Below are 16,730 nucleotides of genomic sequence, written 5' to 3' on the forward strand. Positions count from 1 at the left end.
CTGCCGTCATTTCCCACCGCGCTTTCGGTAGTTGTGTCGCCGGGTCCACGCCCTCGGGTCGAGGACGTCCCGCAGCCCGTCCCCGAGCGTGTTGACGCCGAGCACCGCCATGACGACGAAGGCGCCCGCGCCGATCGACAGCCACGGCGCGTCGTACATGTACTGGCGGCCCTCGATGAGCAATGAGCCCCAGGACGGCGCCGGGGGCTGCACGCCGAGACCGAGGAAACCCAGGTTCGCCTCGTCGAGAATTCCCCAGGCGAGCGACGTGGTGACCTGCACGACCATGATCGGCAGCACGGACGGCAGTAGGTCCTTGACCACGACGACGATCGCCGGGAGCCCGAGGCCGCGCGAGGCCTCGACGTAGGTGTGGTCGCGTGCCGCCACGACGACACCGCGCAGGACCCGCGCGAACGTCGGTGTGTAGGCCACCGCCAGCGCCACCGTCACCGATGTGGCTGACGCACCCAGCATCGCGACGATGCCAAGGGCGAGGACGAGCGCCGGCACCGCCAGCATCGCGTCGATGATCCGGCTGAGCACGATGTCGATGACGCCGCGCAGGTAACCGGTAAGGAAGCCGATGACCGTGCCGATCGCTGCCGCGATGGCGACTGCGCTCACAGAGATGATCAGCGAGGTGCGTGCGCCGACCATGGCGCGGCTGAGGATGTCGCGGCCCAGTTCGTCGGTGCCGAGCAGATGGTGCATCTGCGGCGCGGCGAAGCGCGCGTTCAGGTTGGGTGCGTCGGCCGGGTACGGCGTCCACATCATGCCCACCACGGCGACGGCGACCACGATGAGCACGAGGGTGCTGCCGAACACGACGCGTCCGTTGAGCAGGCCGCGCGAGCGCAGTGTGGCGCGCCGCGTGGGAGCCAGGACCGGTGCGGCGGTCGACGCCGCGGGCGCGCTCACAGCCGGATCCTCGGGTCGAGGGCGGCGTGCGCCAATTCTGCTGCGAGGTTCAGCAGGACGTAGAGCACCGCGATGACCAGGATCACTGCCTGCACCGTGTAGTAGTCACGTTGGATGGCGCCTTCGACGAGCAGCCGGCCCAGGCCCGGCCAGTTGAACAATTGCTCTACGATCACCTGGCCGCCGAGCAGCGATCCCACCTGCAAGCCGATGACCACGACGGTGGACGGAACGGCGTTGCGCGCGGCGTAGCGCCACAGCACCGTGTTTCCCCGCAGGCCTTTGGTTCGGGCGTGCCGCAGGAACGATTCGTGCTGCACCTCGACGGTCGCGGCGCGGGTCATCCGCGCGAGGTAGGGTGCCAGGCCCAGCCCCATCGCGAAGCCCGGCATCAAGCTGTCCTTGATGCTCTGCAGCGGGTCCACGGCGAGCGGGACGTAACCTCCGGCAGGCAGCCACCGCAGGTTTACGGCGAATACCAGGATCAGGATCGTGCCGATCCAGAACATCGGGGTCGACAGGCCGACGAGGGTCAGGCCGGACAGCGTCCGGTCGATCCAGGTGTCCTTGAATGCGCCGGCGAGGAAGCCGCCCAGCCAGCCCAGTACGACAGTGAAGATCAGCCCGGTCACCGTGAGCTGCAGCGTCGCGGGGATGCGGTTCACCAGTACCGGCGTGATCGGCTGGCGCGTGATGAAGGAGATGCCGAGGTCACCGTGGGTGACCAGGTTCGACAGCCAGTGCCCGTACTGGCTGGGGATGGACTGGTCCAGGCCCAGCTCGTGGCGCAGTTGCCTGATGAGCGTGGGATTTCCGCCCGGGCCGAGCATGCCGGCCACCGGGTCGCCGGGGATGATCTGGATGTAGACGAACGTGAGGATGGACAACAAGAACAGTAGCGGCGCCGCCAGGCACAGCCGGTAAAGCGCGTATTTGAGCATTTAGATCACCGGAGTCTTTTCGCTCGCTACGAGCGGCACCGGGTGGCCGGACGGTTGCCGGCCACCCGGGCCCGCTTCCTAACCCAAGGTCGCTTCGATCAGCGACCGGTTCGAGCCGTCGGCGCGGGCGACGTAGCCGTGGACCCGCGTCGCCAATCCGACCACGGCGTACTGGTTGCCGGTCACGATCGCCGGCACCTGATCCTCCACGATCTGCTGCACCTGGGCGTAGTACTGCTTCGCCTTGGTGAGGTCCAACGTGGCCTGCGCCTTCGCGATCAGGTCGTCCACCTGGGGATCGCACCACTTCGCGATGAGGTTGGTGGCTTGCCCGTTGCAGGTGAAGGCCTGGGACATCTCGTCGTCGACTGTCGCCCACTGGTCGCCGGCGTGGTACATCTGGAACTTGTTCTTCGCCACGTCGGGGTAGAACGTCGCCGTGTCGTAGGCCTGTGGGGTGATCTGCACACCGAGCGGCTTCAAATCCGACTGCAGCAGCTGGGTGTTGCAGCGGGCCTGCGTCCAGGCGTTCTCATACGGTACGGTCACCGCGAACTTCGTGCCGTTCGCAACGCCCTTCACACCCTCGGCCTGCCGGACGCCACCCGACCCCATCTTCCACCCGGCCGCGTCGAGCAGCGCGCCCGCCTTCGCCAGAGCGTCGGACTGGCTCACGCCGTACTTGTTGAGCCCTGGCGTGTACGCCCAGTTGCCGTTGAAGATCAGGTTGCCCGTCGCGTTGGCGCCGATGTTGCTCCAGCACGCGCTCTGCTTGTCCGCACGCGGAGCCATGTAGGCCACGGCTTGCCGCGCGCGGACGTCGTTGAAGGGTGGCTTCGTCTTGTCCAGACCCCACATGACCACGCCCGGGGTCGGCGTCGGGTAGTAGTTGATCGCGCCGGCCTTCTGCAACCGGAGGGCGTCCTCGGGCGCCATCGGATAGGTCATATCCGCGGTACCGGCTTGGAGGGCAGACGCCTCGGTGGTCCCGTCGCTGCTGAATGCGTAGTTGATGGTCTTGATCTTCGGGAACCCTGTGCGCCAGTAGAAGGTGTTGGCGGTGAGCCCCAGATTGCTCTGCGGCGTCCACTGCTGCAACGACCAGGGCCCGGACGTAGCTGTCGGCTTGGTGAAGTAGGACGTATTCGCGGTGACGGCCTTCTGCGACAGGATCGCGGCGTTGCCGACCCGGGCAAGTGCGTTGAGGAACACGCGGGACGGACTCTTGAGGTTGACCTTCACCGTGGACGGATCGAGGACGTTGACCGAGGTCATGTCCGACAGCGCGGTCTTGAGCGCCTGTCCCTTCGCTGCCCGCTCGAGGGAGAATTTCACATCGGTCGCCGTGATGGCCGAGCCGTCGCTGAACTTCGCGCCCTTGCGCAGGGAGAACGTGTAACTCTTGCCGTTGGCGCTCGGCGCCCACTTCGTGGCCAGGTCGGGAACCAAGCCACCCTTTGCGTCGTAGTCGATCAGCGTGTCGTACATCAGCTCCATGACACGCAACGAGGTCTGGGTCACCGCGGTATTGGGATCCAGACCGCTGGTGGGTTCCGCGGAGATGATGTTCAGCTCCGAGGACGAACCCGCACCGGACGAGCCCACACCCCCGCTGCCCGAGCAGGCCACCAGCGAGCTGGTGGCCAGCCCCGTCACCGCAGCCGCGGTCATAATGCGCATAACGCCTTGCCGGTCCACGTTTCACCTCAATTCCCGAGTTGATGAGCCCAGCGGCGCTGCTGGGGCGGCTGTTTGGTATCCTTAACCGGCTGTAACGAAGGGGAAGTTGCCGGACAAGGTCTCATCGATGATTCGGCGGAGTTCGTCCAGGTGCTCTGCAGTGGGATCGATGAGCGGCGGACGTACCCCGCCGACGTCGAGCCCCCTGAGCCGCACGCCGGCCTTCACCAGCGACACGGCATATCCAGGAACCTTCGAACGAAGCTTCGCCAGGGGTACGAAAAAAGTGTCCAACAGCTGCTGCACGGCCTTCTCGTCACCCGTGGTGGCCGCATGGTGGAAGCGCAAGGCGACCTGCGGCGCGAAGCAGAAGACGGCGGACGAGTACAGATGCACCCCGAGGCCGACATACGCAGGGACGGTGAGCTCTGCCGTGGGAAGTCCGTTGAAGAACTGGAACGACTTGTCGCTGCCGTCCAGCGTGGTGCGGACCGAGGAGATCACCTGCGTCATGAGGTCGACATCACCGATGCCATCCTTGAGCCCGATCACCGAAGGCAGCTCCGCGATCCTCGCGGCGACCGCCGGGTCGAACCGAGCACTGCCGCGGTGGTAGACGATCACCGGCAGGTCCGTCGCACGGGCGACGGTTTCGACGTAGCGGACCAGTCCCGCAGGCGGCGCCTCCACCAGGTAGGGGGGCATCAGCAACAGACCGTCGGCACCGGCCCGCGCCGCGCCGCGCGCTTGCTCAACCGCGACGCGGACCTGACCACCCGCACCGGCGAACACCGGCACCTGCCCAGCCACGACTCGCACCGCCGTCTCCACCACCTGGGTCGACTCCGCTGCGTCCAACGCATGGAATTCGCCGGTGCCACAGGCAGCGAAGACGCCACCCGGCCCCGCAGCCAAACCGTCCTCCAGGTGCCTGCTCAGTGCGTCGAGGTTGAGCTCCCCGGTGGACGAGAACGGTGTCACCGGAAAAAACAAGACTCCGCTAAGGTGCGGCAAGACCCCTCCGGTGTTCTCATACGTGAACAAGAGTTCAGCGAGTTGACTATGTGTGCAGAACTATGGGCACTGTTCATGGGGCTGTCAAGGTTTAAACAAATACAGGCGGGAAGCTCATGACGCGGTTCGACCCACTGACAGACGACGCACAAGGCGCGGCGAACACGCACGGCCCGACGGCCCCGGTCGCCACGGTGAAGTCGGCCGACCGCACGATCGACGTGCTCGAACTGCTGGCCAGCGCACCGCGCCGGCTCACGCTCAGCGAGATCCATCGCGAACTCGGAGTACCGAAGTCGAGCCTGCACAATCTGCTGCAGACGCTGGTCGCGCGCTCCTGGCTGGAGACTGACGAACGCAACTCCACCTACGCGATCGGGATGCGCGCGCTACGCGCCGGCGCCTCCTACCTCGAGCGCGACCCGGTGATAGAGGCCGCCTGGCCCCTGCTGACCCACTTGCGCGACGAGCTCAACGAGACGGTGCACCTCGCGCGGCTCGACGGTTCCGACATCGTCTACCTCGCGAGCCGCGAGTCCGCGCACCACCTCCGCAGCAGCTCCCGCATCGGACGCCGACTGCCCGCCCACACCACCGGTCTCGGCAAGGCCCTGCTCGCCGTCCGGACCGACGAAGAGGTGGCCGCGCTACTGCCGCAAGAGCTCCGGCCGTTGACCCCGGACACCGTCACCGACCTCGAGACGCTCATCGGTGAACTGAACCAGGCGCGACGCGACGGATACATCTTCGAGCGGGCGCAAAACACGCCCGGCCTCGGCTGCTTCGCCGTGGTCATCTCCAGACGGCAGCCCGCGATCGACGCACTGAGTTGCTCCGTCCCGCTGGTCCGCCTCACCGACGAACACCGGATGCAGATCGTCTCCGCCCTCGTGCACGCCGCCGAAGAACTCAGACACGTCACACCACAACAGGCGCGGTGAAACCGTGGTCAACGTGGCCGACAAGCTGAGCTCCTAAAACGATCCTCGCATCGCAGGGCATCACACAAGGACGCCGCGTCGCCGTCGTACAAGGGCTACCGGTGTGCGGCGCAGGTCACCGCCCTTACGTGCGGCTGCATCACCGATTCCCGTCGACCTTCCGCGACGTCGAGAAATCGATACTCGCCCGGAGCACAGTGGCCTCCTACGAGACGGTCCGGCAGTGGCATGCGAAGTTCGGGGCCGATTACGCGGCCGCCCGCGCCGCCGTGGCACCGGACCGGGGACAATCGGAAGTGGGTCACGATTCAAGCGTCGCCGACACCCGTTCCGGGAATTCGCGAGGACTGATTCCATTTCATCAAGGCGCACGATTTTGCAGAGTTCTGAATTCGTGTCAGACGGCGCCTACTTTTTTGTGTGCATGTACCTGATTCGATGGAACATCAGATCTAGACTAATTTCTCCATAGGGAATTTTCCGGAACTGACGGGACGTCACCGGGCGCTGTTGCGGGGCCCCGCACGGCAGGACCCTCACCTACATCCGTGGCACAACACCCCGGTGGTCATGACCGCCCTCCGCGACATCGTCCGAGGCACCCCTCCGGCTCGCCGGCTGGGCCAACACGGCCAGCGGCCGACGAACTCATACCGACCCCCGAAGCACCCTCACCCTTCACGGCATCGCCTGATCAAACCCGGACGAGTCCGGAGAACTCCAGGGCGCCCTGGATGCCTCCCGGCCATTGAAGATGGACACACAACGGAAAAGCCCTTGCCCAAGCGCATGGCGAGAACCTCGAACTCCGCCGCGAGCTGGCCCGCCGCGGAGGCACCGTCACCCGTCCGCAGACCAGCGCTATCGGTCCATGCTGACCACGTCACATCGATCGAAGGAACAACCTGACCAGCTACAACGCGATCAGATCTTGCTCATACCGTTGATAACTTCAGGTCGGCGAAGCCGTGTTCGTTGGCGGCGCGCTCCCGGCTGACCAGCTCTGACCAGCGGTTATGTGCATGCGTAGCTTTGTTGGGTGCAGCCGTTGTTGCCACCCTTGGCGCACCCGTTGTCGCACCCGTGTTGAACGCCGAATCGGGCGACAGAGTCCCACACGCTCATCCTCAACGAACGACACCGGCGCCGAACCCTCACCAGGTACCTGGACCACTACAACGGACACCGGCCCCACCGCGGCTTGAGCCAGCTCTGTTCATCGCAGACTGAAGCCGGGCCACCACGCCCCATCGACCTCGCCGAGCACCGCATCCACCGCAGTGCAGTCCTCGACGGACTCATCAACGAGTACCAGATCGCCAGTTGACACCGCCAAGAACCCGCAGATCAAGGACCGGATCCGGTATTTGAGCCCACAGGATCAGCTCCCGCTGGAGAACGCCGCGTCGAAGGAGTGCGCCGGCGGCTCGAAGGCGAGCCGGCGCAGGTATTCCAGCGACTCGGGCGCCCCCTGGAGTCGGTCCATGCCCGCGTCCTCCCACTCCACCGAGACCGGCCCCTCGTAACCGATCGCGTTGAGCATCCGGAAGACGTCCTCCCACGGCACGTCGCCGTGGCCGACCGACACGAAGTCCCAGCCGCGGTGGGGGTCGCCCCACGGCAGGTGCGAGCCGAGGCGCCCGTTGCGCCCGTCCAGGCGCCTGCGGGCCTCCTTGCAGTCCACGTGGTAGATCCGGTCCCGGAAGGTGTCGAGGAACGCCACCGGGTCCAGGTCCTGCCACACGAAGTGGCTGGGGTCGAAGTTGAGCCCGAACCCGGGCCGGTTGCCGATGGCGTCCAGGGTCCGCCGGGCGGTCCAGAAGTCGTAGGCAATCTCGCTGGGGTGAACCTCCAGGGCGAAGCGCACGCCGACCTCGTCGAAGACGTCGATCAGCGGGTTCCACCGCTCGGCGAAGTCCTTGAAGCCCCGCTCGACCATGGACTCCGGCACCGGCGGGAACATCGCGACGGTGTGCCAGATCGACGAGCCGGTGAAGCCGATGACGGTGTCGACGCCGAAGGCCGCGGCGGCCCGCGCGGTGTCCGCGATCTCGGCCGCGGCCCGGCGGCGCACCCCCTCGGGGTCGCCGTCCTGCCAGATCCGCGTCGGCAGGATGCCCTTGTGCCGCTCGTCGATGGGGTGGTCGCAGACGGCCTGGCCGACCAGGTGGTTGGAGATGGCCCAGCAGTTCAGGCCGTACTTCTCCAGCAGAGCGTGCCGGCCCTCGAGGTAGCCGTCCTCTGAGAGCGCCCGGTCGACCTCGAAGTGGTCGCCCCAGCAGGCGAGTTCGAGTCCGTCGTAGCCCCAGTCGCGGGCGAGCCGGCAGACCTCCTCCAGCGGGAGGTCGGCCCACTGCCCGGTGAAAAGGGTGAAGGGACGGGGCATGGCGTTCTCCTCGTGTCTCGGGTGGTGACGGGACGCCTGCTCGGGCCGTTGGGCGTGTGCATTCGGCCGAGGCCGGCCGCGAGCCTGTCGTCGGCGCCGACGCGCGGCCGCGCCGGCCGGGTGTGCTGGTCGGGGCTCCGGCAGGACGGTTCGCCGGTGCCGTACGGGTTCCGGGCGACGGGCCCGGGGACTGGTGGCGGGCCGCCGCGCCCCCCAGGGGTCACGAGCGGGGGAGGCGCCACGAGAGTGCCGCGAGCGGTGGCGGGTGTCAAGACACTAACCGTCAAACCGCCGAAACATCGTGTTGACGCATCGGAAGTTTCGTCGGAACGGAAGGAAGTTCGGGATTTTGCTGCCGAACCTCTGGACAGCCGCCGATGGAGTTCCTACTGTTCTCGGCGTCAACCATCAAGCGGCGTAGGCAAGTCCGAGGCGCCGACGAGTCGGTGGCGTCAGTGGGGTTCCTCCGTTCCTACGGGGACCGCTGCGGCCAGGAGCCGCGCGGAGACTCCGGGCCGCATCCGTTTCCCAGCACCTCGGTACCACCCCGTCCCGCACCGGTGCCATCCGTGCGGCGCACCGACGGACCGATCCGCCCCGCCGACCGGCCGAGCCGTGCTCGGTGCCGCCAAGGGGGGACACCCCTGTGCAGCGCCGACCGTGCTGCACACCCGCCCACACGAAGGAGTGATCATGGGTCTGCCGAACCGAGACCTCGACCGCAGGGGATTGCTGCGGGCCGCCGTGGGAGCTACCGTCGCGATCGGCGCCGCCGCGCTGGCCGGGGCGACGCCCGCGCTGGCGGCCGCGTCGACCTCGCCTGCCACGGCCGACCGCTCGGCCTCCCTGACGATCCCCATGGGCTCCATCGGTATCCAGCTCTACAGCGTCCGCGACAAGGTCGCACAGCTCGGATTCCGCGTGGTCTTCGAGACGCTCGCGCAGATGGGCTACAAGGAGGTGGAGTTCGCCGGCTACACCCAGAACACCTCCATCCTCGGCCGCCAGATCACCGTCCCGGAGATCCGGCAGCTGCTCGACGACAACGGGCTGCGTGCGATCGGCAGCCACGTCGACCTCGGGACCTGGGCAGCCGGCCTCGACCAGCAGCTGGACTACGCCGAGATCCTCGGCATGAAGCACGTCGGCACCGCCAACGCCCCGTCGAACACCGAGACGGTGTCCGCCTACCTGTCGGCGTCGGAGCTGTTCAACACCTACGGCGAGGCCGCCGCGGCCCGCGGCCTGATGTTCTACCAGCACAACCACTACCCCGAGTTCGCGTTCGCCACAGACCAGCCGTCCGTGCGCCTGTACGACGTCTTCCTGGCGAACACCGACCCCCGGTACGTCTTCCTGGAGATGGACGTCTACTGGGCCTACGTAGGCCAGTACCGCTACCCGGGCTTCGACCCGGCCGCGTACGTGCGCGCCCACCCCCACCGCTACCCGATGTTCCACATGAAGGACGGCGCACCCAACCCCGACAACCCCAACGGCTACGACATCGTCGAGTTCGGCGCGGGCGACCTGCCCTACAAGTCGTTCATCCACGCCATCGGCCCGCGCGGCGTCCACCTGCCCATCTGGGAGCAGGACACCGCCGTCAACACGCTCCCCAACCCGCCCGGCTCCTTCGCATCGGCGCAGCGCAGCCTCACCGCGATCGACGACCTGCTGAGCAAGCACTGACACCGCGCCGGTCGGGCGTGCCCCGGGGGTGCACGCCGGACCGGCCGCCGGCCCCTGTTTCCTTCTGACGGTCCATCGGAAGCGGTGGCCGTTCCGGCAAAAAGCCCAGCCGCCCCGGCGTAGCATCCCGGCATCCATCGCAAGGAGGTGAGCATCATTAGCGTCCAGTACCGCCTGCTCAGGCTGCTGCGCGACCACGGTCCGCAGTCCCGGGCCCAGCTGCTCGACCGTCTCGGAGTGCCGCGTCCGCGGGTGCTCGCCGAACTCGACCGGCTGGTCGCGGCGGGCCGGATCCTGGAGGCGGGACCGGCGGCATCGCGGGGCGGGCGCCGCTCGACCCTCGTTGATTTGCACCCCGGAGTGCGGTTCGCCGCCGTGGACCTGGGCGCCAGCTCCCTCGACATCGAGATCACCGACGGGCGACTGGAGCCGGTCACCTCGCACACCGAGCCTTGCGACATCCGCTCCGGTGCGAGCACGGTCCTCGACCGCGTCAGCGAGTTGCTGGGCAAGATGCGCGGGCAGGGCCACTTCTCGCAGCTGGACGCGATCGGCATCGGCCTACCCGGTCCGGTGAGCTTCCGCGACGGGGTCCCCGTCTCGCCGCCGATCATGCCCGGGTGGGACCGGTACCCGGTCCGCGACGTGCTCGCCCGGGAGCACGGCTGCCCGGTGGTGGTCGACAACGACGTGAACATCATGGCGCTGGGCGAGCAGCACAGCGGCGTCGCCCGCGCCGTCGCTGACCCGCTGTTCGTCAAGATCGGCAGCGGTATCGGCTGCGGCGTCCAGGTGCACGGCGAGATCTACCGGGGCACCGGGGGCTGCGCCGGGGACATCGGCCACATCCAGGTCGACCCCGAAGGCCCCTTGTGCTCCTGCGGGAACGTCGGGTGCCTGGAGGCGTTCTTCGGCGGGGTCGCGCTCGCCCGCGACGCGACGGCGGCAGCCCGCTCAGGGCAGTCGCAGCCGCTCGTAGCCAGGCTCGCCGAGGCCGGCGTGTTGACCGCCAAGGACGTCGCCGACTGCGCGGCGGCCGGGGACGCCGTGTGCGTCGCCCTGATCCGGGCCGGCGGGCGCCGGGTCGGGCAGGTGCTCGCCGGACTGGTGAGCTTCATGAACCCCTCCATGATCGTCATTGGCGGCGGCCTGGCCGGGCTCGGCCACGTCCTGCTCGCCGAGATCCGCAGCGTCGTCTACCAGCGATCGCTGCCACTGGCCACGGGCAACCTGCCCATCGTGATGTCCGAGCTGGGCTCCCGTGCCGGAGTCGTCGGCGCGGCCGTGCTGGCCAGCGAACTTGCCTACGGGAGCCCACTGTGACGGAACCACGCGGTCCATCCGCGGACGCAGCTCCGCTGCTCACGCTCCGCGGCGTCGTCAAGACCTTTCCGGGCGTGCGCGCCTTGGATGGCGTCGAACTGACGGTGCGTCCTGGGGAGGTGCACTGCCTCCTCGGCCAGAACGGCGCGGGGAAGTCCACCCTCATCAAGATCCTCTCCGGGGTGCACCGGCCGGAAGGCGGCGAGATCCTCTGGCAGGGGCAGCCGGTGTCCTTCGCCGGGCCCCAGGCCGCGATACGCGCCGGCATCGGCACCATCTACCAGGAGCTCGACCTCGTCGCCGACATGACAGTCGCGGAGAACATCCTGCTCGGCCACGAGCCGCGCACCGGCGGCTTCGTGCGCCGGGGCGAGACCCGGGCGCGGGCACGGGAGGTGCTGGAACGGCTCGGCCACGGCGAGATCCCGGCCGACAGGCCGGTCGGCCGCCTGCCGGCTGCGGCCCAGCAGATCGTCAGCATGGCCCGCGCGCTCTCGCGCGAGGCGAAGCTGCTCATCATGGACGAGCCGAGCGCCGTGCTCGCCCACGACGAGGTGGCGAACCTCTTCCGGGTCATCCGGGAGCTGAAGGCCGCGGGGATCGCGGTCATCTACATCTCCCACCGCCTGGAGGAGATCCGGGAGATCTGTGACCGGGTGACGGTGCTGAAGGACGGCCGCACCACGGCGGCCGACCTGCCCGCCGACACCCCGACCGGCCGGCTCGTCGACCGGATGACCGGCCGGTCCGTGGAGCACGTCTTCCCGCCCCGCCCGGACGTGGTCCCCGAGGGCGAGCTGCTGAGGGTCGAGGGCCTGACCCGGCACGGCGAGTTCACGGACGTCTCCTTCACCGTCGGAACGGGCGAGATCGTCGGCATCGCCGGACTGGTCGGCTCTGGCCGCTCCGAGCTGCTGGAGACGGTGTACGGCGCCCGCCGGCCCGACGCCGGGCAGGTCCTGGTGGACGGCCGCAGGCTCCGGCCCGGCAGCATCGCCGCCGCAGTCAAGGCCGGGCTCGGCCTGGCCCCCGAGGAGCGCAAGAGTCAGGCCCTGCTGCTCGGCGAGCCGGTCCAGCGCAACATCGGCCTGGCCACCCTCGACCGCCGCTCCGCCGCGGGCTTCGTCCGCGCCGGTGCCGAGCGCGAGGCGGCCGCAGCCGTCGCCGACCGGCTGGAGCTGCGGCCGCGGGACGTGCGGCGCAGGGCGGGCACCCTGTCCGGGGGCAACCAGCAGAAGGTGGTCGTGGGCCGCTGGCTGCTGGGGAGCACCCGGCTGTTGCTCCTGGACGAGCCGACCCGGGGCGTGGACGTGGGCGCCAGGGCCGAGCTGTACCAGGTGATCCGGGACCTCGCCGCCGAAGGCGTGGGCGTGCTGCTGGTCTCCAGCGAGGTGCCCGAGGTCCTCGGCCTGGCCGACCGGGTGCTGGTGATGCGCGAGGGCCGCATCGTGCAGCAGCGCAGCGCCCGGGACATCAACGAACACACGGTTCTCGACCTGGTGATGGCGGGATCCTTGCTGGAAGGGGCGGATCAGTGACGGAGTTGGCCTCGGCGACGACGGCACCGGCGGCGAAGACGACCTGGTGGCGGGACGACGCCAGCGAACCGGTACGGCGCAACCTCGGGCTCACCGGGGTGCTGGTGGTGCTGGTCGTCATCGGCCTGAGCACCGCGCCGAACACGTTCCTGACGGGCGGGAACATCTCGAACATCCTGACCCAGGCGTCGGCCATCGGCGTGATCACCATCGGGATGACGTTCGTGATCATCGGCGGCGGCATCGACTTGTCGGTCGGCTCCCTGACCGCCCTTGCGGCCGTGTGGTGCACTACCTTGTCCACGCAGAGCTTCGGAGCCGGGGGCATGGTCTTCACCGCCGTCGTGGTGGGCACCGTGGCCGGCGCGGTGAACGGCGTACTGATCGCCTACGGCCGCATGGTGCCCTTCATCGCCACCCTCGCCATGATGGTCGGCGCCCAGGGTCTCGCGGAGAAGATCTCCAACAAGCAGACCCAGGTGGTGAACGTTGGCTCGATCAACCGCCTGGCCGCGAACGACATCCTGGGCATCCCGGTGCTGGTGCTGATCTTCGCCGTGGTCACCGCCGCCTGCTGGGTCCTGCTGAACCGGACCACCTTCGGCCGCCGCACCGTCGCGGTCGGCGGCAACGCCGAGGCCGCGCGGCTGGCGGGCATCAACGTCCGCCGCCAGACGGTCCTGCTCTACGCGCTGTCCGGCCTCTGCTGCGGCATCGCGGCGATCATGGTCGTCGCCCAGTCCAACGCCGGCTCCTCCGGCCAGGGCGTCCTGTACGAACTCGACGCCATCGCCGCCGCGATCATCGGCGGCACCTCGCTCACCGGCGGTCGCGGCACGGTGATCGGCTCCTTGCTCGGCGTGCTGGTCTTCACCACGATCACCAACCTGTTCATCCTCAACAACCTGCCGACCGAGGTCCAGAACATCGTCAAGGGCGCCATCATCGTCGGCGCCGTGCTGGTCCAGCAGTTCCAGCCGAGGGAACTCTTCCGCAGGCGCTGAGCCGCGCGGCCGGGCGGTGCAGAAGCCGCGCCCGCCGGGCCGCGCCCCAAGACCCAGGCAGCCTGCCGCCCGCCCGTCCCCGGGCCCCCGCGCCGGGCCGCCGTCTCCCCGTACCCACCCGCCACGGGCGACCGCCAGACCGACGGCCGTCCGGTCCCCCTACCCTCGTGGAGGACCCCATGTCCGCACTCTCCCGCCGCAACCTGCTCTTCAGCGGTGCCGCCGTCGGCGCAGGCGCCCTGGTCACCGGGTGCACCTCCAACAACGTCGCGGCCCCCGCGGTCACGGCCGCCTCCGTGGCACAGCCGAGCGGCAAGCCCGGAAAGCCCATCACGATCGGCTTCTCCTCCCCGGCCGCCGACCACGGCTGGCTGGCCGCGATCACCGCCGACGCCCAGGCGAGAGCAAAGCTCTACCCCGAGGTCACCTTCAAGATGGTCCAGGCGGGCGCGGACGCCACCGCTCAGCGCGCCGCGCTGGAGACCCTCATCCAGGAGAAGCCGGACATCATCGTCGTCCAGCCCTTCGACGGCGCCCAGCTCACCGCGACCGGCCGCGACGCCATGAACGCCGGCATCCCCGTGGTCAACCTCGACCGGGAGTTCACCGACCAGCTCGCCTACCGGCTCCTGATCCAGGGCGACAACTACGGCCTGGGCGCGGCCGCCGGCCACTACATCGGCACCCGCCTGAAGTCGGCCGGCAAGAGCTCCCCGATCATCGCGGAGATCGCCGGCATCGACAGCCTGCCGCTCACCCAGGCCCGCAGCAAGGGGTACAAGGACGCCCTCGCCACCCACGGCTTCAGTGTCTCGCACCGGGTGGCCGCCCAGTTCACCGTCGACTCCGGCCAGCAGGCCGCCGCCAACCTGCTGCAGGCCGCGCCCAAGCTGGACGCGATCTGGAACCACGACGACGACCAGGGCGTCGGTGTCCTTGCTGCCATCAGCCAGGCCCACCGCAGCGAGTTCTTCATGGTGGGCGGCGCCGGGTCGAGCAAGGCCATGCAGTTGATCCAGGCGGACAACAGCGTGCTGAAGGCCACCGTCACCTACAGTCCCACCATGGCCGGTTCCGCCGTGTCGCTGGCCCGGCTGATCGCCAACAACCGCGGCATGAGCGATTTGATGGACCTGACCGTTCCCAAGCAGATCGTCCTCTCCTCCGAGACGGTGACCAAGGAGAACGTCGCACAGTACCTGCCAATGGGATTCTGACCGCGCGACCGGCGCGGCGGATGCCCCCGACTCGACGAAGAACTCCGCCCGGCGGACGACTTCGTCGCCAGATGAACGGGAGAAACCTTGCCCACTCGACGACTCCGGATCGGCATGGTCGGCCACGCCTTCATGGGCACGGTGCACTCGCAGGCATGGCGCACCGTCAACCATGCGTTCGACCTGCCGGCACAGGTCGAGCTGGCAGCCGTGTGCGGCCGCGACCACGAGCGGGTCGCGGCCGCCGCGCAGCGGCTCGGCTGGGACACACACCTGACGGACTGGCGGGAGCTGGTCGCCCGCGACGACATCGACGTCATCGACATCTGCACCCCCGGCGACAGCCACGCGAAGATCGCGATCGCCGCGCTAGAGGCGGGCAAACACGTTCTGTGCGAGAAGCCGCTGGCCAACTCGGTCGAGGAGGCCAGGGCCATGGTCGCCGCGGCGGACAAGGCGCGCCAGGCCGGCGTGCGGTCCGCCTGCGGCTTCAACTACCGCCGCGTCCCGGCCCTCTCGCTCCTGCGCAACATGATCGAGGGCGGCCGGCTGGGCCGGATCCGCCATGTCCGGGCCGCGTACCTGCAGGACTGGATCACCGATCCGGACTTCCCGCTCGTCTGGCGGCTGCGCAAGGAGGTCGCGGGCAGCGGGGCGCTGGGCGACATCGGCGCCCACATCATCGACCTGGCCCAGTACCTCACCGGAGACCGGCTCACGGGTGTGTGCGGGCTCAGCGAGACATTCGTCAAGGAGCGGCCGCTGCCCGGCGCGCCCACCGGCGGGCTGTCCGCGCAGGGGGCCGACGGCGCGCCGCGCGGCGAGGTGACCGTCGACGACGCCAGCCTCTTCCTCGGCCGCTTCGCCGGCGGGGCACTCGCGTCCTTCGAGGCGACGCGCTTCGCCACCGGGCGTCGTAACGCGCTGCGCCTGGAGATCAACGGCTCGCTCGGCTCAGCCGCGTTCGACCTGGAGCGGCTCAACGAGCTGGAGTTCCTGGACGCTACGCAGCCCGTGGCCGAGCAGGGATTCCGCCGGATCCTGGTGACCGAGCCGGAGCACCCGTACATGGCGGCGTGGTGGCCGCCCGGCCACATCATCGGCTACGAGCACACCTTCACCCACGAGGTCCGCGACCTCGTCGAGGCCATCGTGTCGGAGCGGGACCCGCGGCCGTCGTTCGCCGACGCCCTGCAGGTGCAGCTGGTCCTCGACGCGGTCGAGCGCAGTGCCGCGGCCGGGTCGGCCTGGACGCCGGTCCCGGCGGGCGACGACCTGCCCGCGACCGCCTAATGGGAGCTACTAATGGGAGCTACTGGGTCGGTCAGACTCGGTGCCGTAGCCGCCAGCAGGTGAGCACTCACGCCGCCGGAAGCGTTCGACTTCTGGGGTCAGACCGTGCCCCTGCTGGTCGGCCGGGAGGCCAGACCGCTGATGGGGTGGCGTGCCCTGTGAGGCTCGGAAAGTCGTCGCCGCACGTCAAGCTACGTATCGGTACTCGTTGATGACACCGCCGAGGACGCGGCTGCGCAGTAGTCTGCGGCCTTCTAAGACCGACCGGCAGTAGGTGCTGCCTGGGATTACGAACTGCGGTCGGTTTCCTGCAACGGGGCACCCCTGCCAGGTGATCTGTCCGGCGTCGGGGCGGTGCGCCCCGGAGAGCACCTTGATCAGAGTGGACTTGCCGGCACCATTTTGTCCGAGTAGGCAGTGCACCTCTCCCGGGCGCACCGTCAGGTCGACGCCGTCCAGGGCGCGTACGCCTGGGAACGTCTTGACCACTTCGGTGAGCGTCTCTAGAACTCTGTGTGTGCCTGTGGTTTCCAGGCTTTTCGGGCGCGGCGTGGCCGTGTGCGGTTGCCGTCTGGTGGTCCGAACCTCGGGGTGAGGGGGTGGACCTCGGTGGCGTGCAGGTGGTGGAAGCCGGTCCGCTTGGCGGCGCGGGTGCGCTGCTGGCAGGTTCTGTGTGAGAGCCGTCTCCGGCCGGCCGGAAGAAGATCTTCGGGTCGGTGGGGTGCGGGTACTCCATGACCTGGCACCGGCCCGGATACGGCGGCTGGTGTCGTGGTGTCA

The 16,730-nt window shown here is 68.8% G+C and carries 12 protein-coding genes and 1 pseudogene; 7 read left to right on the forward strand and 6 right to left on the reverse strand.

Translation table 11 applies throughout. The features are described 5' to 3' along the window. Window positions 1-6: 6 nt before the first annotated feature. The 4 genes from FCI23_RS41100 to FCI23_RS41115 all read right to left on the reverse strand — a co-directional run bounded on the left by FCI23_RS41100 (window position 7) and on the right by FCI23_RS41115 (window position 4,586). The gene (locus FCI23_RS41100) at window positions 7-921 is read right to left on the reverse strand and encodes an ABC transporter permease (RefSeq protein ID WP_136729224.1); all 915 of its coding nucleotides are present in this window, start codon (window positions 919-921) and stop codon (window positions 7-9) included. After that, window positions 918-1,862 carry an ABC transporter permease gene (locus FCI23_RS41105; RefSeq protein WP_136729225.1) on the reverse strand — a complete coding sequence of 315 codons (945 nt, stop codon included), beginning with the start codon at window positions 1,860-1,862 and terminating at the stop codon, window positions 918-920. Before FCI23_RS41105 ends, FCI23_RS41100 begins: the two co-directional genes overlap by 4 nt. A 78-nt stretch (window positions 1,863-1,940) precedes the next feature. Next, entirely contained in the window at window positions 1,941-3,533 is a 1,593-nt protein-coding gene (locus FCI23_RS41110) for an ABC transporter substrate-binding protein (protein WP_169317173.1), read from the reverse strand. Between the two features lie 90 nt (window positions 3,534-3,623). Further along, window positions 3,624-4,586, reverse strand: a complete 963-nt coding sequence (locus tag FCI23_RS41115) for a 5-dehydro-4-deoxyglucarate dehydratase (protein WP_246144562.1) — start codon at window positions 4,584-4,586, stop codon at window positions 3,624-3,626. A gap of 86 nt (window positions 4,587-4,672) precedes the next feature. Here FCI23_RS41115 and FCI23_RS41120 point away from each other — a divergent pair, with 86 nt between their 5' ends. Further along, the gene (locus FCI23_RS41120) at window positions 4,673-5,497 is read left to right on the forward strand and encodes an IclR family transcriptional regulator (protein ID WP_136729227.1); all 825 of its coding nucleotides are present in this window, start codon (window positions 4,673-4,675) and stop codon (window positions 5,495-5,497) included. A 1,381-nt stretch (window positions 5,498-6,878) separates the two neighbouring features. On the opposite strand, the gene FCI23_RS41130 is transcribed toward FCI23_RS41120, so the two are convergent. Then, window positions 6,879-7,883 (reverse strand): sugar phosphate isomerase/epimerase family protein, encoded by a 1,005-nt coding sequence (locus tag FCI23_RS41130; protein ID WP_136729228.1) that lies wholly within the window; start codon window positions 7,881-7,883, stop codon window positions 6,879-6,881. A gap of 693 nt (window positions 7,884-8,576) precedes the next feature. Between FCI23_RS41130 and FCI23_RS41135 the strand changes: the two genes are divergently transcribed. The 6 genes from FCI23_RS41135 (at window position 8,577) to FCI23_RS41160 (ending at window position 15,950) form a co-directional block, all read left to right on the forward strand. After that, window positions 8,577-9,575, forward strand: coding sequence for a sugar phosphate isomerase/epimerase family protein (locus FCI23_RS41135; RefSeq protein ID WP_136729229.1), 999 nt, complete (start codon window positions 8,577-8,579; stop codon window positions 9,573-9,575). Between the two features lie 147 nt (window positions 9,576-9,722). Continuing rightward, window positions 9,723-10,898 (forward strand): ROK family transcriptional regulator, encoded by a 1,176-nt coding sequence (locus FCI23_RS41140; RefSeq protein WP_407646104.1) that lies wholly within the window; start codon window positions 9,723-9,725, stop codon window positions 10,896-10,898. After that, window positions 10,895-12,436 (forward strand): sugar ABC transporter ATP-binding protein, encoded by a 1,542-nt coding sequence (locus FCI23_RS41145; RefSeq protein WP_136729230.1) that lies wholly within the window; start codon window positions 10,895-10,897, stop codon window positions 12,434-12,436. The genes FCI23_RS41140 and FCI23_RS41145 overlap by 4 nt, the downstream gene beginning before the upstream one ends. Further along, a complete protein-coding gene (locus FCI23_RS41150) occupies window positions 12,433-13,440 on the forward strand; it encodes an ABC transporter permease (RefSeq protein ID WP_211265680.1) in 1,008 nt (335 codons plus the stop codon). Before FCI23_RS41145 ends, FCI23_RS41150 begins: the two co-directional genes overlap by 4 nt. A 179-nt stretch (window positions 13,441-13,619) precedes the next feature. Continuing rightward, window positions 13,620-14,657 carry a substrate-binding domain-containing protein gene (locus FCI23_RS41155; RefSeq protein ID WP_136729232.1) on the forward strand — a complete coding sequence of 346 codons (1,038 nt, stop codon included), beginning with the start codon at window positions 13,620-13,622 and terminating at the stop codon, window positions 14,655-14,657. A gap of 114 nt (window positions 14,658-14,771) precedes the next feature. Continuing rightward, window positions 14,772-15,950 carry a Gfo/Idh/MocA family protein gene (locus FCI23_RS41160; protein ID WP_136729238.1) on the forward strand — a complete coding sequence of 393 codons (1,179 nt, stop codon included), beginning with the start codon at window positions 14,772-14,774 and terminating at the stop codon, window positions 15,948-15,950. Between the two features lie 297 nt (window positions 15,951-16,247). On the opposite strand, the pseudogene FCI23_RS63310 reads toward FCI23_RS41160, so the two are convergent. After that, window positions 16,248-16,484 (reverse strand): annotated as a pseudogene (locus tag FCI23_RS63310) (ATP-binding cassette domain-containing protein); the annotation flags it as partial. Window positions 16,485-16,730: the final 246 nt, after the last annotated feature.

It is taken from the genome of Actinacidiphila oryziradicis, from assembly GCF_005047355.1.
In the GTDB taxonomy this organism is placed as follows: Bacteria; Actinomycetota; Actinomycetes; order Streptomycetales; family Streptomycetaceae; genus Actinacidiphila; species Actinacidiphila oryziradicis.